The organism is Corallincola spongiicola (assembly GCF_004284785.1).
In the GTDB taxonomy this organism is placed as follows: Bacteria; Pseudomonadota; Gammaproteobacteria; order Enterobacterales; family Neiellaceae; genus Corallincola; species Corallincola holothuriorum.
Map to the genome: position 1 here is coordinate 729,035 of NZ_SHLY01000002.1, position 20,368 is coordinate 749,402.

Consider the following 20,368-nt stretch of genomic DNA (forward strand, 5'->3'; position numbering starts at 1 on the left):
GAGAGCGCTGAAAGGGCGTGGAAGGAGCGTGTTAAATGGCCATATTTGTTTGCGAAAATTGACTACTCAGCTACGCAGCAGTACTGCGATCGTGCTAGCCATATTATTTTGTTTTTAAGCAATTTCTGGAGCAAGTTTAGTTTTAGGTCTACGCTCAATTGTGTGGCTTGCGCTGTGTCATGGAGGATTGAACATGCGCTCACCTTTACTACTTTCTATCTGTTGTTTGCTGTTATCACCCGTGGTTGGATTCTGGGTGTATCAAGCAAGTCAGGAAACCAGCTTCGCGTTTCTAAGCGCGTCTGCGCTGCTGTTCTCTTCCTGTATGCTGGGGTTGGAATATTTGATGAAGCGGCAAAATATACCGCTAATATCGAGTTCCGAAGTGAAGCGACGGCATAGTGATGGCAAGCGGGATCCCGTTCGCCATTGACCAACTTGCTTACGCTTGCTTAACTAGCTCTCTTGCTCTGCTAATGGGTAGGGCAGAGGGGCTATGGTTACACGACTGTCTGCTTCCGTTTTTATCCGATACTCACTGTCTGCTGAGCTATCAGATGGCATCACTGCCAGCAGTTTACCTGAGCCATTGATACTGACCGCCGATAGCACAAGCCCGGCTGGTCGCCAGCTATCGTTTGTTGCCTGTTCTAACTCACTTCCGGCCTGTACTTCCGCGCCAAAGTTGCCTTGAAGAATAAACATCGTTCGCTTGTTTTTTCCCAGGTATTTCATTCTGGCGACGGTTTCCTGGCCGATATAGCAGCCTTTTTTGAAGCTAATACCGCCGAGCGCCTGCAGGTTTAGCATTTGCGGGACGTATTTTTGTATTAAGGGGGGCTCTAAGTTGGGGTAGCCCGCTTCAATGTCCAGCAATTGCCACAATTGTTCACTCTCTTGTGGTGCAGCATTGAGTGGCGCAGGAAGAACCGCCCCCGTTGGTAATAACAGTAAATATCTAGGTTTGGGGGATGGAATATAGAAAATTAGGCCGTCAGAGCAGGCTACGACGGTTTCGTTACTGTCTGGTAGCTTGCTATAACAGGTTTTAAGCAGTGTGGTGGCTTTGTCCCCCATAATGCCGAAACGCTGCCACTGCTCTGTCTGGTCGTTGATTTCTGCTTTGGCAAACGCAGCAAACTTCTTCAATTCAGCTAATGCGGGGGATTGGCTTGCTTGCCCATGCAGCATGAGCAGTGTCTCGGCATTTTCCGAAAGCAAGAATGTTGTCCACACTTTGCCCTTAAAATCGCACTGCGCGCCCCATTGATAGTGCCCAGATAGCAGCTGGTTGACATCACAAGTCACTTGTCCCTGCAGGTAGCTGCGCCTATCCTCACCGGAAATCTCAGTGATCGCCAACGAATTGAGTGGAGCGACAACAATATCAGCTAACAGCTTGTTGTTAGACTGTTCTAAAGAGGTGGCGGCTAGACTCATGACTTTGATCCTTAACGATTTGAAGCTACTAATTGGGGGCTCACAGTTTCGCTTTCAAGGGATACGTCTGCGATTGGGCCTATGTTAGCATGAGCCCAGTTGATCAAATAACGATGTGATGACTCCATATGGAACTTAGAGAAAAGCTGGCGCGACTTAAATGGGCTTGCCGTAGAGGCATGTTAGAGCTGGATGTTATTCTAGAGCCCTTCGTTCCTGAATATCCTAACCTTTCTGCACAGGACCAGCAGACTTTCGAACGCTTGTTGACTAGAGATGACCCTGAGCTTTTTGCTTGGTTTATGGGGCATGAACATTGTGACGATGAGGCGTTGGCGGCCATGATTAAACGGGTTCGTGACCACAGTGGAGCGATTTGAACTCGTTATTCAACCTAGCACCATAGCATTGAGGTTGTTTTGGTTTTTGCTCTGTTTTGTCGTTGTAGTTCTTTGCGCATCTGCATCGAATTTGCTGAGCGCTCTAATCGTCGCTGTTATTAGCGCACTGTTAGTTGTGTGGGGGATAGGTTTCCACCGCCAGATCCTAAGCGCTAGTGGACGTATCGTTGTCGGCTACGATAACCGCGTTACATTGCTTCTGCCGGGGGATGTGCCGTTGTCCGCCAGCTTAACAGATCGCTGCTTGGTGAATGATTGGTGCTGCCGTGTGGCGCTTTGCAGTGCTGAAGATAAACGTGATTTACCAAAAAATTGGCGACAACCTTGGATCTGGCGCGATAGCCTGTCAGATACAGACTACCGCCGACTGTGCCGTGTATTATTGTATCAGCGGCATACCAACACCACTCACGGAAAGTCGTCTCAGACCTAAGGTGCTTTCCTAGGATCCAAAATCGTCGGTTTACTGGCAGGCAATGTCTTTGGATAATCCAAGGTGTAGTGCAGGCCACGACTCTCTTTACGCTCCATAGCCGAGCGGACGATCAGTTCCGCTACCTCGACTAAGTTTCTTAGTTCCAATAGGTTGTTACTTACCCTGAAGTAGCTGTAGTACTCAAAGATCTCCTGCTTGAGCAATTGTATGCGGCGTAGCGCACGCTCTAAACGCTTAGTTGTTCGCACGATACCAACATAGTCCCACATAAATAGCCGAAGTTCGTGCCAGTTGTGCTGTAACACTACCTCCTCGTCTGAACAGGTGACCTGACTTTCATCCCAGGCGGGCAATGTGGGGGCACTTGGCTGCGAATCTAATCTTTGCAAAATATCTTTGGCGGCGGCATGGGCAAAAACAACACACTCTAACAACGAGTTGCTGGCCATACGATTGGCGCCATGGAGGCCGGTGTAGGTGACCTCACCGATCGCGTAGAGGTTGTTGAGATCGCTACGCCCATGCAGATCGACCATTACACCACCACAGGTGTAATGTGCGGCCGGCACTACCGGGATTGGCTCACTGGTAATATCGATGCCTAGCTCTAGGCATTTAGCATAAATGGTTGGGAAGTGGTCTTTGACAAATTCATCGGGCTTGTGGGAGATATCGAGATAGACGCAATCAGCGCCTAATCTCTTCATCTCATGATCTATCGCTCTGGCCACAATATCCCGGGGTGCTAACTCCTCCCGCGGATCGTAGTCAGGCATGAAACGGGTGCCGTCAGGACGTTTCAGCTTCGCGCCTTCGCCTCGTAAGGCTTCGGTGAGTAGGAAGTTACGGGCTTCGGGATGAAACAGACAGGTTGGATGAAATTGATTGAACTCCATGTTTGCCACCCGACAGCCAGCACGCCAAGCCATGGCGATACCATCGCCACTGGAGACATCCGGATTACTTGTGTATTGGTACACCTTACTGGCACCACCCGTCGCAAGGACGACGAAACGAGCGCGGATCACTTCGACGACCTCTTTGTTCCGGTTCCAAACATAGGCGCCGTGGCAGAGATCGTTGTCGGTGCCCAGTTTCTGGCCGGTGATCAGGTCCACAGCATTGTAGCGCTCGAGCAGGGTCACGTTATCGCAAGCTTTTACCCGATCAACCAAAGTGGTTTGTACTGCTTTGCCGGTGGCATCGGCGGCATGAAGAATGCGGCGATGGCTGTGGCCGCCTTCACGAGTGAGATGGTAAGTGGGTTCATCGCCGGGTGAATCGACCTGGTCAAAGGGCACGCCTAGATCGATTAGCCACTGGATGCTTTCTCTGGCGCTGCTGGCGGTATATCGCACCGCCGCTTCATCGCAAAGGTCGGCACCCGCCGTCAGTGTGTCTTGAACATGAAAATCAACGCTATCGCTGGCATCGAAGACTGCGGCTATGCCGCCCTGAGCGTAGAAGGTTGCACCTTCACGCACAGGCCCTTTACTAAGGACTGCAACGGTTGCGTGTTGACCCAATTGTAGCGCTAGGGAGAGCCCCGCGGCACCACTACCGATAATCAACACATCATAGCTGTGTTCAATTTGCTCCGTCATACGTTATCATGGTCAATTAATTCAGATGCCTATGTTAGCTGAACTGTGACCTGAGATACACTTTCTGTCATCAAGTAAAATTATTTAACATTCTTTCGAACTAATTAATTTAACGGCAGTCTATGAATGTGTGCATGCTTAGAGCCTCCAGTTCGGAAGCGGTAATTCAAGTGGAGTGGAAGCTCGAATGAGCGAGCAGCAAATCGACCAGAAGCTGGTCGAACGTGTCCAGCAAGGGGACAAGAGAGCCTTTAATGTGTTGGTACAAAAATACCAGCACAAGGTAATTAACCTGATTTCTCGTTACGTTAAAAATCAAGGCGATGTGCCTGATGTAGCGCAGGAAGCTTTTATAAAAGCATATCGGGCATTACCTGGTTTTAGAGGCGAAAGTGCGTTTTATACGTGGTTGTATCGTATTGCTGTGAATAGCGCCAAGAACTACTTGGTATCACAGGGGCGACGACCACCCGCGAATGATATTGAGCCTGAAGAGGCTGAGTATTATGAAGGGGCTAGCGCACTACGCGATGTATCAACGCCAGAGAGCTTGGTGTTAACAGATGAGATCAGACAAATGGTCTTCGATACTGTTGATACTTTGCCCGAGGATTTGAAAACTGCGATCACCCTGCGTGAGCTGGAAGGATTGAGTTACGAAGAGATCGCTGAAGTGATGGAGTGTCCGGTTGGTACGGTGAGATCACGTATATTCCGGGCTCGCGAAGCGATAGACAAACAAGTTAAGCCGTTAATAGAACGTTAACGTCAGAGGTAGATAAAAATGGCTGCAGATAAACAGCAACGTCTTTCATCTTGGATAGATAATCAGGTTGATGACGCTATCAGTGATGACATGATCGATGCGTTGCTCGAAGATCAAGAGTTGCAGGATACCTATTCGCGCTATCAATTGATTGGCGATGCTATCCGCGGTGAGATGCCGCCAGCAATCGATATTGATTTGACTAGCCGAGTTGCGGCAGCCTTGGAAGATGAACCGACTATCCTTGCGCCTAAAAGTGAGCCGTCGGCGGCTGTGCAACCGGGCAAGGTGGTGCCGCTATTCAAGCAGCTGGGGCAATATGCGATTGCCGCGACTGTCGCTGCGGTAGCCGTGCTTGGTGTGCAACAGTATAACCAGCCTGGTAATAGTGAAATTCCAACACCTGTACTTAATACCACGCCATTAACTGGTTTAGCTGCACCGGTCAGTTTATCTGCTGCACCAGTAGAAGCGGAGCCGAGTGACGAAGCGAAAGCACAACAGATGCGAATTATTGAGCAGCGCCGCCGTATCAACGCTTACTTGCAAGATCATGAACAGCAGCGCCGTTTACAGCCGATGGAACAGCTTGATCCTGCTGATGAGTTAGCCACAGATACTGATAAAGGATCTGAAGAACGCTAGATGAAGTTACCTCTAATCAGGTCGTTGTTCACCGGCCTGTTACTCTCCTGCACTGTTTTTTCTGCATCGGGCGCTGAAGCGCCCGAACTTCTTTTAAGTCGTATGGTGGATGCTTTCCGCCAGCAAACCTATGTAATCTCTATGGTACAGAATTTCGGTGGCCGAATTGAGCCGTTGAGATTCGAACATGGCTTTGTTGATGGCGTCGAGATTAGTCATTTGAGCTATCTCAACGGGCCAATGCGGGATATTGTGCGTAAAGGGGAAACGGTTTCTTACTTGGAGTCCGAACGCACTGCTTATTCATTGAAAGCTGGGCAGATGGATGGTCCCATACCTCGGGCTTTCTTACGTGGTTTTAAGTCTATTGCTGAGAACTATCAGTTTGTTTTGGGCGGACGTAGTCGCACTGCTGGTCGTATTGCCCAGTTGATCCGCATTACACCTAATGAAGCGGATCGGTTTGGTCTTTTAGTGTGGGCAGATATTGAAACTGGTTTCATGCTGCGTGCAGATGTGATTAGCAGTGAAGGGGATCTGGTCGAGCAACTGCAAGTGGTATCCCTGCAACTGTTAGATGAACCGTCGGCTCATCTCAAAGCTATTGCGACCTCAGAGTTCCCACAAACGGTTGCTACGCCAGCCAAGTCAACAGAACGAGAGTTGGTTGAGTGGCGGGTGGGCTGGACACCATCAGGGTTTGAACTTGTTGGTAAAGACCAACATCGTCTGGCGCTGATAAATGACGTCGTCGATTATATGATGTTCAGCGATGGGCTAATAAAGTTCTCTGTCTATATCAACAAGGTTGATGACACAGAAGAACGTGGCAGTTTGGTCACTCGAGGCGCTCTTTCTCTATTTAGTTTGATTAATTCCGGTATTGAGATCACCGTTGTTGGCAGGTTGCCGCCGGAAACAGCCCAACGTATCGCTGAAACCATTTATCCTGTGGTGAACAAACCTAAGCCTAAGGAACGGCCTTAATGTTTGTTGAAGAAGCACGGGTAGTGCGATGTCATGACGGCTGGGTTGAGCTGGAAAGCCTGCAAAAAAGCGCCTGTGATGCCTGTAGTGATAAAGGTTGTGGCAATGGCGTGGTAGCAAAAGCGTTTGGCCACCGTTTGCACCGAATGCTGCTGCCAGATCCCGGCCACTTGCAACAGGGACAAACTGTTCGCGTTGCACTACCTGAAAAAACCTTAATTACCGGCGCTGTTTTAGTCTATCTATCGCCGATTGCTGGCGCATTGTTTGGTGCCATCATTATCTCTATGCTTCAGCAGCTTAGCGGTAGCCATAACGAACCAATGCAGATTGTTGCTGCTGTGTTAGGCGGTGTTGCTGGCTGGCTATTTGCTCGTCACCGGGCACGCCAATATGAACGGGATCCTGCCTGTCAGATTAAGATTTTACAGGGTGATGAACTGCCATTGACGCTTTCTTCGACACAGCAAGATAGCGACGTTTGATTAAACAGGGTAGAATTGCCCGCTTGTTAACGCACTCCTTCGGTTTAACTGGTTTCTGCCTACATGAAGCATATCCGTAATTTTTCAATTATCGCCCACATTGACCATGGTAAGTCGACCTTATCTGATCGCCTTATTCATACCTGTGGTGGCCTAAGTGACCGCGAAATGGAAGCTCAGGTTCTGGATTCTATGGATCTGGAACGGGAACGTGGTATCACAATTAAAGCGCAAAGCGTTACGCTTAACTACAAAGCGCAGGATGGTGAAACCTACCAGCTGAATTTCATTGATACACCGGGACACGTCGACTTCTCCTATGAGGTTTCGCGTTCCCTGGCAGCCTGTGAAGGTGCCTTGTTGGTGGTGGATGCAGGTCAGGGGGTAGAAGCGCAAACCGTTGCGAACTGTTACACCGCCATTGAGATGGATCTGGAAGTTGTTCCTGTCCTGAACAAAATCGACTTGCCACAGGCAGATCCTGAGCGGGTGGCGGAAGAGATTGAAGACATTGTTGGTATTGAAGCCACTGATGCTGTGACCTGTTCAGCGAAAACCGGCTTGGGCGTAGACAAAGTGCTTGAAACCATTGTTCGCGACATTCCAGCCCCTGAAGGTGATCCAGAAGCGCCAACTCAGGCTTTGATTATTGATTCTTGGTTTGACTCTTACCTTGGCGTCGTATCTTTGGTGCGGATTAAGCATGGCTCGTTGAAGAAACACGACAAGATCAAGGTGATGAGTACCGGCCAGATCTGGGGCATCGATCGCATCGGTATTTTTACGCCGAAGCGAGAAGATACTGACGGTTTGAATTGCGGTGAAGTGGGTTGGGTGGTTTGTGGCATCAAAGAGATCCACGGCGCGCCAGTGGGCGATACCCTGACCTTGGCACGCAACGGTGCAGAGTTACCGTTGCCAGGATTCAAAAAGGTAAAGCCTCAGGTTTATGCTGGCTTGTTCCCAATAAGCTCGGATGACTATGAAGCGTTTCGTGATGCCTTGGCTAAATTGAGCCTGAATGACGCATCACTGTTCTATGAACCTGAAAACTCTAACGCTCTTGGCTTTGGTTTCCGGATTGGATTCTTGGGCATGTTGCACATGGAGATCATTCAGGAACGCTTAGAGCGTGAGTACGACCTTGAATTGATCACCACCGCACCGACGGTGGGCTATCAGGTAGAAACTACCGATGGCGAGCTACTTAGCGTCGACAATCCGTCTGATCTGCCGCCAGTGAATAATATTCACGAGATCCGTGAGCCGATCGTTGAAGCACATATCTTAGTGCCACAAGAGTACTTGGGTAATGTCATCACGCTTTGTATCGAAAAGCGTGGCGTGCAAAAAGAGATGAATTATCACGGTAAGCAGGTGGCGCTGACCTATGAGATCCCAATGGCCGAAGTGGTGATGGATTTCTTTGACCGCTTGAAGTCTACCAGTCGCGGTTACGCATCGTTGGATTACAATTTTGTCCGCTTTGAACCGGCGGATATGGTACGGGTTGATGTGTTGATTAACGGTGATCGCGTTGATGCGCTTGCTATGATCACCCATAAAGATAATTCGCTGGGTCGTGGTCGCGATCTGGTCGATAAGATGAAAGAGCTGATCCCGCGGCAGATGTTCGATATCGCTATTCAAGCAGCTATCGGTAATCATGTTATTGCTCGTAGTACGGTGAAGCAGTTGCGGAAGAACGTAATCGCCAAATGTTACGGCGGTGATGTTAGTCGTAAGAAGAAGCTGCTGCAGAAGCAGAAAGAGGGTAAGAAACGGATGAAGCAGGTGGGTAATGTGGAAGTACCACAAGAAGCCTTCCTCGCCGTTCTTCAGGTAGGAAAGAAGTCTTAAGGAAGTAAGATGGCGGGAATATTTTCATCTATTTTGGTATTTGCCACGCTGATCACCGGTGTTTTGTGGTTGATCGACGCGTTGATGTTCGCGCCAAAACGTAAGTTGGCTGTTGCCGCCGCCGAAACTGCGGCAGGCACAGAGCTTGATGAAGAAGCAAGAGAACGCGTGGCACCTCGGCCAGGAGTGTTTGAGTTCGCAGAATCACTTTTTCCTGTCATAGCGATCGTGCTGGTACTGCGCTCATTTATCTATGAACCGTTCCAGATCCCGTCAGGCTCAATGATGCCTACCCTGTTGGTGGGCGACTTTATCTTGGTCGAGAAGTTTAGTTATGGTCTGCGTGAACCGCTGAACCGGACTAAGTTTCTGGAAACAGGTGAGCCTAAAAGGGGCGATATTGTGGTGTTTAAGCACCCGCCTCAGCCGCAGATCGATTACATCAAGCGTGTCGTTGGTTTACCGGGCGATCGCGTCATCTACAAAGACAAGAAGCTTTATATCCAGCCCGCTTGTGTTGATCAGGTGCCTTGCCCAGAGCTGAAGCTGGTTGCTTCCGATGTGGTTGGTCGCAATGAGTTTAAAGATCCAGCCGGTGGTGTTGTCGATCGTCTTGAAGAAAAGTTAGGTGAGGTCAGCCATCAGATCCTTATCTACCGTGACCGTGGTGAACCTTGGGTCAATTATTTCCGTCAACGAGGCTCACGTCCCGGTGAGTGGTTAGTACCTAAAGAGCATTACTTTGTCATGGGTGATAACCGCGACAATAGCCTTGATAGCCGCTTCTGGGGGTTTGTTCCTGAAACTCATTTGGTTGGTCAGGCTGTCGCTATCTGGATGAGCTTTGAATTTGACCGTGATCCCAACAGCTTTTTCAGCTGGGTACCTACTGGTGTTCGCTTTAGTCGTATTGGCGGTATTGAGTAGTGCAACTGTATAGTAGCGTGGTTAACTATGGATAATCTTGCTCGTTTAAGCCGTGCATTGGGATATGAATTCAAGGACATTGCGTTGCTTGAACAGGCACTATCTCACCGCAGTGCCGGTAGTCGTCATAATGAACGGTTAGAGTTCCTTGGCGACTCTATTCTTAGTCTTGTGATCTCAGAGAAACTCTATGCGCAGTTTCCGAAAGCGAGCGAAGGTGATCTGAGCCGATTAAGGGCAACGCTGGTTAAAGGCACCACGCTGGCTGAACTGGCGTTAGATTTTAAGCTCGGAGACTATTTACGTTTGGGCTCTGGTGAGCTGAAAAGCGGTGGTTTTCGTCGCGCTTCCATTTTAGCGGACGCGGTTGAAGCTATTATTGGTGCCGTTTACCTTGATGGCGGTATGCAGGTGTGTGAGCCCTTAGTACTGAGCTGGTACGATAGTCGGTTGCAGGCGATCAAGCCTGGTGAACACCAGAAAGATGCCAAAACGCAACTGCAGGAACTCCTGCAGAGTCGCAAATTACCTCTACCGGACTATGCTGTGCTCAACATTGAAGGTGAAGCACATAATCAAACATTTACTGTGTCCTGTCAGGTCAGCCCGTTGAATGAGGCGGTCACCGCTTCTGGTCCGAGCCGACGTAAAGCAGAGCAAGATGCCGCTGCCCAGGTCCTGGAGAAGCTTTCCCATGAGCGATAATACTCGCGCTGGCCTCGTTGCCATTGTTGGCCGCCCTAATGTTGGTAAATCAACATTGCTTAATGCGCTGCTGGAGCAGAAGGTTTCAATTACTTCAAAGAAACCGCAAACCACACGTCATCGTATTCTTGGTATTTTGACTGAAGGCCCGGTGCAGGCTGTGTTTGTTGACACCCCAGGGCTGCATATTGAAGAGCAGCGGGCGATCAACCGCTTTATGAACCGTGCGGCGTCTAGTGCGTTGGCTGATGTTGAAATGGTTATCTTCGTGGTTGAGGGCACCCATTGGACAGAAGATGACGAGATGGTGCTAACTAAGATCCGCCAAGCGCAAAAAGTGCCGGTGGTTTTGGCCATCAATAAAGTGGATCAGGTGAAGGACAAAGCTGAGTTATTGCCCCACATTCAAAAACTGGCTGCCGATTTTTCGTTTGAACGAGTGATGCCGATCTCTGCCAGTAAAGGCGAACATGTTGATGAGTTGCGTCAGTTCGTTATTGATTCTCTCCCTGAATGTGAGCATTTCTATCCGGAAGACTATATTACCGACCGCTCGCAGCGTTTTATGGCGGCGGAGATCATTCGGGAAAAACTGATGCGTTTTACTGGGCAGGAGCTGCCTTATTCAGTCACGGTAGAGATCGAACAGTTTAAGATGCAGCCCAACGGGGTTGCTCAGATCAACGGCTTGATCTTGGTTGAGCGGGATGGCCAGAAGCGCATGGTGATAGGTAAGGGCGGAGAGAAGCTTAAAACCATTGGCCGTGAAGCACGTCTGGATATGGAGCCGCTATTTGATTGTCGCGTCAATTTGAACCTATGGGTAAAGGTGAAGAGTGGCTGGGCAGATGATGAGCGGGCATTACGTAGCTTGGGGTATGGCGAGGACTAAGTGACGGCCGAGTCGGCATCCGCTTTTTTACTGCACCGTCGTCCATATCGGGAGACCAGCTTGCTGGTTGACCTGTTCCATCTGGATCTGGGCTATGTCAGAGCGGTATGCCGCGGCGCGCGTTCGAAGTCGAAAGGAACCGCTGCGTTAATGCAGCCCTTTACACCGCTACTCGTCGAGCTTTCTGGACGCGGTGAACTGCTCTCCTTGAGGCATGCTGAAGCCGATGGACCCGCCGCCTATCAATTTACCGGCAGTGCGCTTTATACCGCTCTTTATCTGAATGAATTATTGGTGCGCTTGTTACCACAGAGTGAGCCGGTTTCTGAACTATTCTCCTCTTATAGCGATGCGTTGGCGGCGTTAGCGCAAATGGCAGCAGAGATGGTGCCAGATCAGATCCTACGACCATTTGAACTCCTACTATTAGACACCCTGGGCTTTGGTATTGACTTTCAGAGTGATACTGAAGGGCATTGTCTGTCTGAGCAGTTGAGTTACCGCTGGATCCCTGAGCAGGGATGGCTAGCACAAGTAAGCCATAGTGACGTTGCCGTAACGGGTGTCTACCCTGGAGCACATCTGCTGGCAATTGCGCGAGGAGCGTTTGATAATGAAGCTGTTCAGCGCAGCGCCAAGCTAATTTGTCGTCAGGCACTATCATCACAGCTAGGCTCGCGCCCATTAAAAAGCCGTGAACTATTTGCACATTTTTTAAAAGGAAAACGACCTTGAAAGAGATTTTGCTGGGCGTCAACATTGACCATATTGCCACGCTCCGTCAGGCCCGAGGCACAAATTACCCCGATCCTGTTCACGCGGCTGCAGTGTCTGAAAATGCCGGTGCCGATGGCATTACTGTACATCTGCGGGAAGATCGCCGACACATTCAGGATCGTGATGTGGCGTTGTTGAAGCATACGCTGAAAACCCGCATGAATCTGGAAATGGCTGCGACCGATGAGATGGTGAAGATCGCCATTGAAACTCAGCCAACGTTTGTCTGCTTAGTGCCTGAGAAGCGCGAAGAGCTGACCACTGAAGGCGGCTTGGATGTGGCAGGGCAGTTGCCACGGATGACACAGGTGGTGAGTGAACTAGCCGCGGCGGGTATTAAGGTGTCGCTGTTTATCGATGCAGACAAAGCCCAAATTGATGCAGCTAAGGCCTCTGGTGCGCCCTATATTGAATTGCATACTGGCCATTATGCTGATGCAACCGATGAGCAAGTCCAGCAAGCAGAGCTTGTGCGTATTGCTGAAGCGGCGACCTATGCCGATGGTCTCGGCCTGACAGTTAATGCAGGCCATGGCTTGCATTACCACAATGTCAAACCAATCGCGGCGATCCCTGAGCTGGAAGAGCTTAACATTGGCCACTCGATCATCGCCCGTGCTGCTTTTGATGGACTGGCAACAGCCGTTGCTGATATGCGCCGGTTGATGAAAGAAGCAAGACTAGGAATTTAGAGATGCCAGTTGTTGGGCTGGGAACGGATATCGTTGAAGTCGAGCGTATTGAGAGTGCGCTTGCTCGTAGCGGCCAGCGTTTTGCCGAACGTATTTTGACCGCCGTTGAAATGGAGCGCTTTCTGCAAACATCGCAGCAGGCGCGCTTTTTAGCGAAACGGTTTGCTGCAAAAGAAGCGGCGGCAAAGGCGTTAGGTACAGGTATTGCTGCTGGTGTCAGTTTTCAGAATATACATATCGGCAATAATGCAGCGGGTAAACCTGAACTGACTCTGACGGGCGCGGCTTTGGCACAAGCTGAGCGCCTGGGGGGGACTCATTGGCTGTTGAGTATCAGTGATGAGCGCCACTTTGCGGTTGCAACCGTGTTGATTGAGGCCTGAGTGGCTCAGGCCTTTCCTTCTATATCCTAGTCGCCATTAAGCCTGTGTGGCTTTTGCCGCTTCCAATAGTAGTGAAATTTCATCATGCATCTCCAGCAGCTCAGGCTCTAGGTCCGGTAGTTCAATTCCCTGCTTAAGTAGTGTTTCCAGTTGATTTGCTAGTTTGTTGAGCTGCGGTACGCCAGTGTAACAGCAAGCGCCATTGAGCTTATGAACATGGTGCAGTAGCTGCTCTCGGTCTTGTTCCTGATAGGCGTTATCTAAGGATGTTTTGACATCAGGCAGGCTATCCAGCAGCATCTGTAGCATCTCTTGGGCGAGAGCTTCTCTGCCGCCAGCACGTTTGAGGGCGAGGCTCCAGTCGATCCCATCTATTGTCGCCAAGCTGGTACCTTGACTGTTGAGCTTCGGGATCCACCGTAATAGCAGGCGTTGCAGTGCCTCTTCGTCGATTGGTTTGGTGAGATAGTCATCCATTCCTTTAGATAGCAGTCGTTCCTGTTCGCCACTCATGGCATGGGCGGTAACTGCGATGATCGGGGTTGAACGATTTAACTCTGTTTTGCGGATCTCCTGGGTCGCTGTCACGCCATCCATACGTGGCATCTGAATATCCATCAAGATCAGGTCATAACTCTGCTTTTGCGCTTTCTCGACAGCGAATTCACCATCTTCACAGATCTCAACTTCGTTGACGATATCATCCAGCAGAGCGGCAATCAGTTTCAGATTCGCCGGGTTGTCATCGACGGCCATCACTCGCGCATCATGGCGGGTGATTTTACTCTCGACCTTCACTGGCTGTACTTTTTCTGCTGGCTTAAAGTTGCCTACTAAGCGGCAAACTTTAGAAGGGGATACCGGTTTGGCCAAGCTATAATCGGCTCCCTGTTCACGTAATCGGTCGTGGATATTCGGATCGCTGTGATTGGTGATCACGATGACTTGGTTGCTGCATACTTTAGCCTGTCGGATAAGTTGCCCCATCTGTGACATATCTTTTTCGCATGAGGCGCAGCTGATCAATGTGGCCAGGAAACGCTGACCGGAATTGAGCTGATACTGCCATTCGAACGGCTCGCTGACACTAACGACATTGATATTCCAATTCAGCAGTGGTTCAGACAGGGCACGACGGCTGGCAGCTTGGGGCTCGTAAATTAACACGGACTGTTCGAATACGGCATCTAGTGGTAGCGGCTCTCCTAGTGGCAGCGGACTGCGGGTACAACATAAGGTAAACCAGAAGGTAGTGGATTCTCCGGGCGTGCTGTCAAAGCCCATCTCTCCGCCCATTTGGTGAACCAAGCGTTGTGAGATCACTAAGCCTAAACCGGTGCCGCCGAAGCGACGAGTGATGCTGGTATCCCCCTGGCCAAAGGCCTGGAACAGAGATTTCTGTTGCTCTTCACTTACCCCTATCCCTGTGTCTGTCACCATGATCTTGAGGGTGACTTTATCCTCATGCTCTTTCAGCAGCTTACTACTGATCTCAACCGAGCCTTGATCAGTGAACTTCACCGCATTACCTACTAAGTTGGTGAGTACCTGCTTAATACGGAAGGCATCACCAATCAGGTTGTCCGGTACTTTATCCATCACCCGCACAACCATCTCTAAGCCTTTTTCATGGCTGTTGGGAGCCAATAACGTGGCCACTTCATAAATCGTATCGCGCAACATAAACGGCATCTGCTCAAGCTGCAGCTTGCCCGCTTCGAGCTTAGAGAAGTCGAGAATATCGTTGATAATGGTTAGCAGGTTGTTGGCGGACTTTTCAATGGTCACCAGATAATCTTTTTGCTGTGGTGTCATTGGCGTTTTCAGCAGCTGACGGGTAAAGCCGATCACCCCGTTGAGCGGCGTACGCAACTCGTGACTCATATTGGCAAGGAATTCGGATTTCACCCGGTTTGCTTCCTGTGCCCGTTTTTTCGCCATGTCCAGTTCAATATTCTGGATCTCGATCTGTTCTAGCGTTTCCCGCAGATCAGAGGTGGCTTGATCGATGTTCTGCTGCATCTCGAGGTGGGATTCATCGAGAGATTTGGCCATGGCATTGATGCCCTGACGCAGTTCATCGAGTTCGCCGATCAATGGACCGGCGACACGGGTGTCGAGTCGACCACGGCGGATCATATCTACCGCATCTACCATCTCCGAAATAGGTTCGGTGACCTGTTTTACTAAACGGAAGGTGAACAGTAAGTTGAGGATCACGCCGACCATTACAATGATACCTGCGGCCAGTGCGGATCTATGTTGCGCCAGCACGGCGCCATCGGAATTCAACTGTGCAACGACATAGCCGATGATCGGCGTGGGTTCATCTGGCTTCAGGCCATACAAGTTAGACTCTTGATGGATCGGTGTGCGCAGGATCAGATCGCCGTTGCTGGTGTACTCCAGCATGGTATTCGGTGGAACGGTGGAGCCTGGCGGCAAACGTAATGTATTGAAGTTGCGTATGTAGTTGCTGGTAACAAAGACCTTATGGCGAGTATCGAAGATGGCGATGGCGCGCACGGTTTCAGAGTGACGTCGGTGAGACACACCGACCAAGCGTTTAAGCATCTCGCGGCTGTTGTGCAGCATGCCATACTCACTGGCGATAGCCAGTGGTTCGACAATATTACTGCCTCGCTCAATTAACTCTTCGTCAAGCTGTTGAAAGCTATGAAAGGTGAAATAACTGCCGAGTAAGACTCCGATCAATACCGTCGGTGCCAGCGTTAATATGAGCACCCAAGAGCGTAAGCCCAGTGTCGCCATGGTGTTTCCTTCACCCCTGCCGTTACAATGCGGGTAATAATGTCATATTCGATAGAAAATGAGTACCGCCTGAACAACGAAGGCGTGACGAGGTAAACGTTTCATGGTGCAGATATTTAAGCCGAGCAAGCGGTTGAAAGCCGCTAGCAGTAAACAGTCACTACTGTTGCAAGTGGATGATCTTAATCATCAGGGGGAAGGCGTTGCCAGAGATAACGGTCGCGTCGTGTTCGTCGATGGTGCCCTGGCAAACGAGCGTGTTGAGGCTCGGGTGACGGACAGCCGTAAGCGCTTTCAAACCGCCAAGCTGATTAAAGTAGTCGAGGCCTCGGCGCAACGGGTCACTCCATTTTGCAGCCACTTTGGTGATTGCGGTGGCTGTGCATTGCAGCACCTGTCTGCCGAAGGACAGCGCGTTGTGAAGCAAAAACGGCTCGCCAGAGTGTTGGCTGATCACCATGTCGCTGAACCTGAAGACTGGCACGCACCTATCTCTGGCGAGACGCAGGGCTACCGTCGTCGCGCCCGAATTAGTATTTGGTTTGGTAAAGGCAAGAACGAATTCAAAGTGGGTTTTCGTCAGCGAAGTAGTAAGGCATTGGTGGAGATCGACAGCTGCCCGGTATTGGCTGAATCTTTGCAATCTAGCTTTAAGTTATTGCGCCAACTGTTAGTGCGTTTAAAGCGTCCGAAAGTATTCTCGCATCTGGAGGTTTGTCAGTCGCAAGAGGGGACGGTATGGATCCTGCGCCAACTTGATCAACTGCGGAATGATGACTTGACCCTGGTACAGCAGTTTGCTGAGCAACATTCACTGCAGCTGTTAACTGAGAGTAATAGTGGTGCACTGCAGACGCTAACGGGAGAGGCCGCGCCTATCTACCATTATCAGCTAACGGTTGCGGAGCAAGCTCTGGATGTCGGTTTTGCGCCTAATCACTTTATTCAGGTCAATGAGCAGGTCAACCGTGCCATGGTGACACAGGCGGTTGACTGGTTGGCGCCAAGAGCGGGTGAAACCATTGCCGATCTGTTCTCCGGTGTGGGTAATTTTAGTTTCGCCATCGCCTCTGTTGGTGCCAAGGTGATTGGCGTGGAGGGGATTGAAGCGATGAATCAACGGGCGGCGGCTAATGCCGAGCGCTTGGAGTTGGCCGACCGCTGTCAATTTGAAACGATTGACTTGAATGGCGACTTAACCGAGTTTGCACAGAACCATGGCCCTTTTGATGGTGTACTGTTAGATCCTGCTCGCGCAGGCGCACAAGCGGTTGCTGAGCAGATACATTTGCTCGCTCCCCATCGGCTAGTTTATGTTTCTTGTGATCCCGCTACCCTGGCAAGAGATACTGAAATACTCTGCTCTCAGGGGTATCGAATTGAGAAAGCGGGCATCATAGATATGTTTCCACACACAACACATCTTGAATCTATGCTCCTGTTTCGCAAAGATGGAAAGGCTAAGGTAAGGAAATAGTCATTATGGTTTCAGTTCGCGACACGCAAACAGGCAAACTCAATCAGAGTATTGATGATTGGTTGATTGGCTTGGGTCTAACCAAAGATACCCGTGAGGGCGTGAAGCAGGCTTACGCCTTATGCCAGCGATTGGTTGCTGAGCACGAACAGGGCGAATCGTTACTGCTCAGTAGCCGGGAGATGATTGCGATCCTAGCGACCATGGGAATGGATCTGACCGCTTACCGCGTGGCGATGTTATATCCGCTGGTGCAGGAAGGTATTGTAAGTCGTGAGCAGGCCGATGAGTTTTATGGCAAAAAGGTCAGTCAACTTTTGGATAATGTAGAGCGTATGGAAGCGATACGCTCTCTGCAGATAGTCTCTTCGAGTCAGCCGACTTTGCAGCAGGTGGACAATCTCCGTCACATGCTACTCGCCATGGTCGAGGATGTACGTGCGGTGGTAATTAAGTTAGCCGAGCGGATCTGCTATCTGCATTCGGTAAAAAATGCCGATGAAGAGACGCGGGTGATGGCCGCCCGTGAAACTTCCGATATCTATGCCCCGTTAGCGAATCGTTTAGGCATAGGACAATTGAAATGGGAGCTGGAAGATTTCGCCTTTCGTTATCAGCACCCACAGACCTATAAACAGATCGCTAAAATGCTCGATGAGCGGCGTCTGGATCGTGAAGAGTATATCGCCAAGTTTCTGCAAAGCCTGGAGAAAGCCCTCAAGCAGGAAGGGATCAACGCTGAGGTGCAAGGGCGCCCAAAGCATATTTACAGTATTTGGAAGAAGATGCAGCGCAAAGAGTTGGCGTTTGACGAGCTGTTCGATGTACGCGCAGTGCGGGTCGTTGTGGATCGTCTGCAAGACTGTTATGCCGCTTTAGGTGTCGTGCACACACTGTTCCATCATTTGCCCAGTGAATTTGATGACTATGTCGCGAATCCAAAATCTAACGGCTATCAATCGATCCATACTGTGGTACTTGGGCCGCAAGGTAAGACGGTCGAGATACAGATCCGCACGGAACAGATGCATCAGGATTCCGAGTTGGGCGTTGCCGCCCATTGGAAATATAAAGAGGGCGGTGGCTCTGCAAAGAGCGGTTACGAGGAGCGCATCGCCTGGCTGCGTAAGATCCTTGCCTGGCAAGATGATGTTGCCGAGAGCGGTAACTTGGTTGAAGAGCTGCGTAACCAGGTATTCGAAGATCGGGTGTATGTATTTACCCCCAAGGGTGACGTTGTCGATCTGCCGACGGGCTCAACACCGCTCGACTTTGCTTACTATATCCATAGTTTGGTGGGACATCGCTGCATCGGCGCTAAGATTGGCGGCAAGATAGTGCCATTCACCTACATGCTGCAAACGGGGGATCAGGTGGAAGTTATTACTGCCAAAGAGCCCAACCCCAGTCGTGACTGGCTCAATCCCAATCTGGGCTACCTGAAATCATCCCGCGCTCGCGCCAAAGTACAACACTGGTTTAAGCAACAAGACAGAGACAAGAATATTGCTGCTGGCAGAGAGATGCTTGATACCGAATTGAGCCGTGTCGGTCTCAAGTTAGCGGATCTGTCAGAAGCGGTGGATCGTTTTAATGTCACCAATGTTGATGATCTACTGGCGGCCGTTGGTGGGGGAGACGTCAAACTCAACCAAGTAGTCAATCACCTGCAAAGTAAGTTGCAGAAACCGTCAGACGAAGAAGCGGATGAACTGGTATTAAAGAAAACCGCTAATGTGACACGTAAGCCACCGAAAGATGTGTTGCTTGTTGAAGGGGTCGGCAATCTGATGACCCACATGGCGCGTTGCTGCCAGCCGGTGCCTGGTGATCCTATCATGGGGTATATCACGCAAGGGCGGGGGATCTCTATCCACCGTCAAGACTGCGATCAGCTGGCCGATCTATTGGAAGCGCAACCTGAACGCGGTATGGAAACTGCGTGGGGTGAAAATTACGCCGCCGGATATTCGTTGACTATTCGCTTGTTAGCTACCGACCGAAGCGGCTTATTGCGAGATATCACCACCATTTTGGCTAATGACAAGATCAATGTGTTGGGGGTGAAAAGTCGCTCAGACGTGAACCAGCAGACGGCGATCATCGATATGGAACTGGAGATCTATAACAAGGATTCTTTGTCGAGGGTATTAACGCGTTTGGGTCAGCTTCCCGATGTGATGGAAGCGAAGCGCCTTTGAGCGATTTTTTGTCTAAATGAACCGATGAAAGGATCTGCTGGTGAGTAATAAGCCGTCTATCGATAAGCTCGTCGACATCATGGCACAGTTAAGAGATCCCCTGGGTGGTTGTCCTTGGGATCTTAAGCAAAGCTTCACCTCAATCGTGCCTTATACGCTGGAAGAAGCGTATGAAGTGGCCCATGCCATTGAAGCCGAGGATTGGCCTGAGGTGCAGAATGAACTCGGGGACTTGCTGTTTCAGGTGGTGTTTTATGCCCAATTAGGCAAAGAGCAGGGGCTGTTTGATTTTGATGCCATTGTTGATGGCGTCAGTGAGAAATTAGTTCGCCGCCATCCCCATGTCTTTGCGCAACTCGATGTCGCAGATGAAGCTGAAATAAAGAAAAATTGGGAGAATTTTAAAGCCGCAGAAAGGGCTGAGAAAAGCCAAGATGTTGCGCCAAGTGCGTTGGATGATGTTCCTGCTGCGTTACCGGCTTTAAGTCGAGCAGCTAAGTTGCAGAAGCGGGCGGCACATCAAGGGTTCGATTGGCCTGATATCAGCGGTGTAGTCGATAAGCTGGCGGAGGAACAGTTGGAACTGGTTGAAGCGCTGGCCAGTGATGATATGGAGCATATCGCTGACGAGTTAGGGGATCTGCTATTTACCGCGGTAAATTTAGCACGTCATCTGAAAAAAGATCCGGAACAGCTGCTGCGTCAGGCTAATAATAAATTTGAAAATCGTTTCCGTTATGTAGAGAAAATCTTAGGTGTCGAGGGTAAAGAGCTAAGTGATTACTCACTAGAACAGCTTGAAAACGCATGGTGCGAAGCCAAAACCGAACTCAACCCGTGACAGCGATCACATTGATGTGGCGCAATGCTGACAATTTATTTCACCGTTAGAATCGCGTTTCGTTGAGTGGGAGCCGT

Annotated in this window: 20 protein-coding genes; 17 read left to right on the top strand and 3 right to left on the bottom strand. The window is 50.1% G+C overall.

All coding sequences use genetic code 11. From position 1 onward, the window contains the following. The first annotated feature begins 193 nt into the window (after positions 1-193). Positions 194-433 (top strand): hypothetical protein, encoded by a 240-nt coding sequence (locus EXY25_RS08890; RefSeq protein WP_130566478.1) that lies wholly within the window; start codon positions 194-196, stop codon positions 431-433. 23 nt (positions 434-456) lie between these two features. On the opposite strand, the gene ygfZ is transcribed toward EXY25_RS08890, so the two are convergent. Further along, positions 457-1,440: a tRNA-modifying protein YgfZ gene (gene ygfZ, locus EXY25_RS08895; protein WP_130566479.1), complete on the bottom strand. Its 984-nt coding sequence runs from the start codon at positions 1,438-1,440 to the stop codon at positions 457-459. 128 nt (positions 1,441-1,568) lie between these two features. On the opposite strand from ygfZ, the gene EXY25_RS08900 reads away from it, so the two are divergent. Beyond that, positions 1,569-1,820, top strand: a complete 252-nt coding sequence (locus EXY25_RS08900) for an FAD assembly factor SdhE (RefSeq protein ID WP_114337279.1) — start codon at positions 1,569-1,571, stop codon at positions 1,818-1,820. Then, the gene (locus tag EXY25_RS08905) at positions 1,807-2,274 is read left to right on the top strand and encodes a protein YgfX (protein WP_342771984.1); all 468 of its coding nucleotides are present in this window, start codon (positions 1,807-1,809) and stop codon (positions 2,272-2,274) included. The genes EXY25_RS08900 and EXY25_RS08905 overlap by 14 nt, the downstream gene beginning before the upstream one ends. On the opposite strand, the gene nadB is transcribed toward EXY25_RS08905, so the two are convergent. After that, complete coding sequence (nadB, locus tag EXY25_RS08910; protein WP_114337281.1) at positions 2,271-3,881, bottom strand: L-aspartate oxidase; 1,611 nt, start codon at positions 3,879-3,881, stop codon at positions 2,271-2,273. The genes EXY25_RS08905 and nadB overlap by 4 nt on opposite strands. A 187-nt stretch (positions 3,882-4,068) precedes the next feature. Between nadB and rpoE the strand changes: the two genes are divergently transcribed. The 11 genes from rpoE to acpS all read left to right on the top strand — a co-directional run bounded on the left by rpoE (position 4,069) and on the right by acpS (position 13,000). Next, positions 4,069-4,647 carry an RNA polymerase sigma factor RpoE gene (rpoE, locus tag EXY25_RS08915; protein WP_114337282.1) on the top strand — a complete coding sequence of 193 codons (579 nt, stop codon included), beginning with the start codon at positions 4,069-4,071 and terminating at the stop codon, positions 4,645-4,647. Positions 4,648-4,665: 18 nt separating this feature from the next. Continuing rightward, a complete protein-coding gene (locus EXY25_RS08920) occupies positions 4,666-5,292 on the top strand; it encodes a sigma-E factor negative regulatory protein (protein ID WP_114337283.1) in 627 nt (208 codons plus the stop codon). Next, positions 5,293-6,279: a MucB/RseB C-terminal domain-containing protein gene (locus tag EXY25_RS08925; protein ID WP_130566481.1), complete on the top strand. Its 987-nt coding sequence runs from the start codon at positions 5,293-5,295 to the stop codon at positions 6,277-6,279. Beyond that, positions 6,279-6,764, top strand: coding sequence for a SoxR reducing system RseC family protein (locus tag EXY25_RS08930; RefSeq protein WP_130566482.1), 486 nt, complete (start codon positions 6,279-6,281; stop codon positions 6,762-6,764). The genes EXY25_RS08925 and EXY25_RS08930 overlap by 1 nt, the downstream gene beginning before the upstream one ends. Before the next feature lie 63 nt (positions 6,765-6,827). Next, the gene (lepA, locus tag EXY25_RS08935; protein ID WP_130566483.1) at positions 6,828-8,624 is read left to right on the top strand and encodes a translation elongation factor 4; all 1,797 of its coding nucleotides are present in this window, start codon (positions 6,828-6,830) and stop codon (positions 8,622-8,624) included. A gap of 9 nt (positions 8,625-8,633) precedes the next feature. After that, positions 8,634-9,551 carry a signal peptidase I gene (gene lepB / locus EXY25_RS08940; protein WP_114337287.1) on the top strand — a complete coding sequence of 306 codons (918 nt, stop codon included), beginning with the start codon at positions 8,634-8,636 and terminating at the stop codon, positions 9,549-9,551. Between the two features lie 27 nt (positions 9,552-9,578). Further along, the gene (gene rnc / locus EXY25_RS08945) at positions 9,579-10,256 is read left to right on the top strand and encodes a ribonuclease III (protein ID WP_114337288.1); all 678 of its coding nucleotides are present in this window, start codon (positions 9,579-9,581) and stop codon (positions 10,254-10,256) included. Beyond that, positions 10,246-11,148: a GTPase Era gene (era, locus tag EXY25_RS08950; RefSeq protein ID WP_130566484.1), complete on the top strand. Its 903-nt coding sequence runs from the start codon at positions 10,246-10,248 to the stop codon at positions 11,146-11,148. Before rnc ends, era begins: the two co-directional genes overlap by 11 nt. Next, entirely contained in the window at positions 11,149-11,883 is a 735-nt protein-coding gene (gene recO / locus EXY25_RS08955; protein ID WP_130566485.1) for a DNA repair protein RecO, read from the top strand. Next, positions 11,880-12,617: a pyridoxine 5'-phosphate synthase gene (gene pdxJ, locus EXY25_RS08960; protein WP_114337291.1), complete on the top strand. Its 738-nt coding sequence runs from the start codon at positions 11,880-11,882 to the stop codon at positions 12,615-12,617. Before recO ends, pdxJ begins: the two co-directional genes overlap by 4 nt. A gap of 2 nt (positions 12,618-12,619) precedes the next feature. Beyond that, positions 12,620-13,000 (top strand): holo-ACP synthase, encoded by a 381-nt coding sequence (gene acpS, locus EXY25_RS08965; protein ID WP_130566486.1) that lies wholly within the window; start codon positions 12,620-12,622, stop codon positions 12,998-13,000. Between the two features lie 36 nt (positions 13,001-13,036). Here acpS and barA read toward each other — a convergent pair whose 3' ends face one another. Then, entirely contained in the window at positions 13,037-15,772 is a 2,736-nt protein-coding gene (barA, locus tag EXY25_RS08970; protein WP_130566487.1) for a two-component sensor histidine kinase BarA, read from the bottom strand. A gap of 103 nt (positions 15,773-15,875) precedes the next feature. On the opposite strand from barA, the gene rlmD reads away from it, so the two are divergent. The 3 genes from rlmD to mazG are packed head-to-tail and all read left to right on the top strand — an operon-like array spanning position 15,876 to position 20,291. Continuing rightward, complete coding sequence (gene rlmD / locus EXY25_RS08975; RefSeq protein WP_130566488.1) at positions 15,876-17,249, top strand: 23S rRNA (uracil(1939)-C(5))-methyltransferase RlmD; 1,374 nt, start codon at positions 15,876-15,878, stop codon at positions 17,247-17,249. Between the two features lie 5 nt (positions 17,250-17,254). Beyond that, positions 17,255-19,450: a GTP diphosphokinase gene (relA, locus tag EXY25_RS08980; protein ID WP_130566489.1), complete on the top strand. Its 2,196-nt coding sequence runs from the start codon at positions 17,255-17,257 to the stop codon at positions 19,448-19,450. 40 nt (positions 19,451-19,490) lie between these two features. Continuing rightward, entirely contained in the window at positions 19,491-20,291 is an 801-nt protein-coding gene (mazG, locus tag EXY25_RS08985) for a nucleoside triphosphate pyrophosphohydrolase (RefSeq protein ID WP_130566490.1), read from the top strand. Positions 20,292-20,368: the final 77 nt, after the last annotated feature.

Coding starts and splice junctions, on each gene's coding strand:
- EXY25_RS08890 (WP_130566478.1), top strand. CDS start 194: ATGCGCTCACCTTTACTACTTTCTATCTGTTGTTTGCTGTTATCACCC.
- ygfZ (WP_130566479.1), bottom strand. CDS start 1,440: ATGAGTCTAGCCGCCACCTCTTTAGAACAGTCTAACAACAAGCTGTTA.
- EXY25_RS08900 (WP_114337279.1), top strand. CDS start 1,569: ATGGAACTTAGAGAAAAGCTGGCGCGACTTAAATGGGCTTGCCGTAGA.
- nadB (WP_114337281.1), bottom strand. CDS start 3,881: ATGACGGAGCAAATTGAACACAGCTATGATGTGTTGATTATCGGTAGT.
- rpoE (WP_114337282.1), top strand. CDS start 4,069: ATGAGCGAGCAGCAAATCGACCAGAAGCTGGTCGAACGTGTCCAGCAA.
- EXY25_RS08920 (WP_114337283.1), top strand. CDS start 4,666: ATGGCTGCAGATAAACAGCAACGTCTTTCATCTTGGATAGATAATCAG.
- EXY25_RS08925 (WP_130566481.1), top strand. CDS start 5,293: ATGAAGTTACCTCTAATCAGGTCGTTGTTCACCGGCCTGTTACTCTCC.
- EXY25_RS08930 (WP_130566482.1), top strand. CDS start 6,279: ATGTTTGTTGAAGAAGCACGGGTAGTGCGATGTCATGACGGCTGGGTT.
- lepA (WP_130566483.1), top strand. CDS start 6,828: ATGAAGCATATCCGTAATTTTTCAATTATCGCCCACATTGACCATGGT.
- lepB (WP_114337287.1), top strand. CDS start 8,634: ATGGCGGGAATATTTTCATCTATTTTGGTATTTGCCACGCTGATCACC.
- rnc (WP_114337288.1), top strand. CDS start 9,579: ATGGATAATCTTGCTCGTTTAAGCCGTGCATTGGGATATGAATTCAAG.
- era (WP_130566484.1), top strand. CDS start 10,246: ATGAGCGATAATACTCGCGCTGGCCTCGTTGCCATTGTTGGCCGCCCT.
- acpS (WP_130566486.1), top strand. CDS start 12,620: ATGCCAGTTGTTGGGCTGGGAACGGATATCGTTGAAGTCGAGCGTATT.
- barA (WP_130566487.1), bottom strand. CDS start 15,772: ATGGCGACACTGGGCTTACGCTCTTGGGTGCTCATATTAACGCTGGCA.
- rlmD (WP_130566488.1), top strand. CDS start 15,876: ATGGTGCAGATATTTAAGCCGAGCAAGCGGTTGAAAGCCGCTAGCAGT.
- relA (WP_130566489.1), top strand. CDS start 17,255: ATGGTTTCAGTTCGCGACACGCAAACAGGCAAACTCAATCAGAGTATT.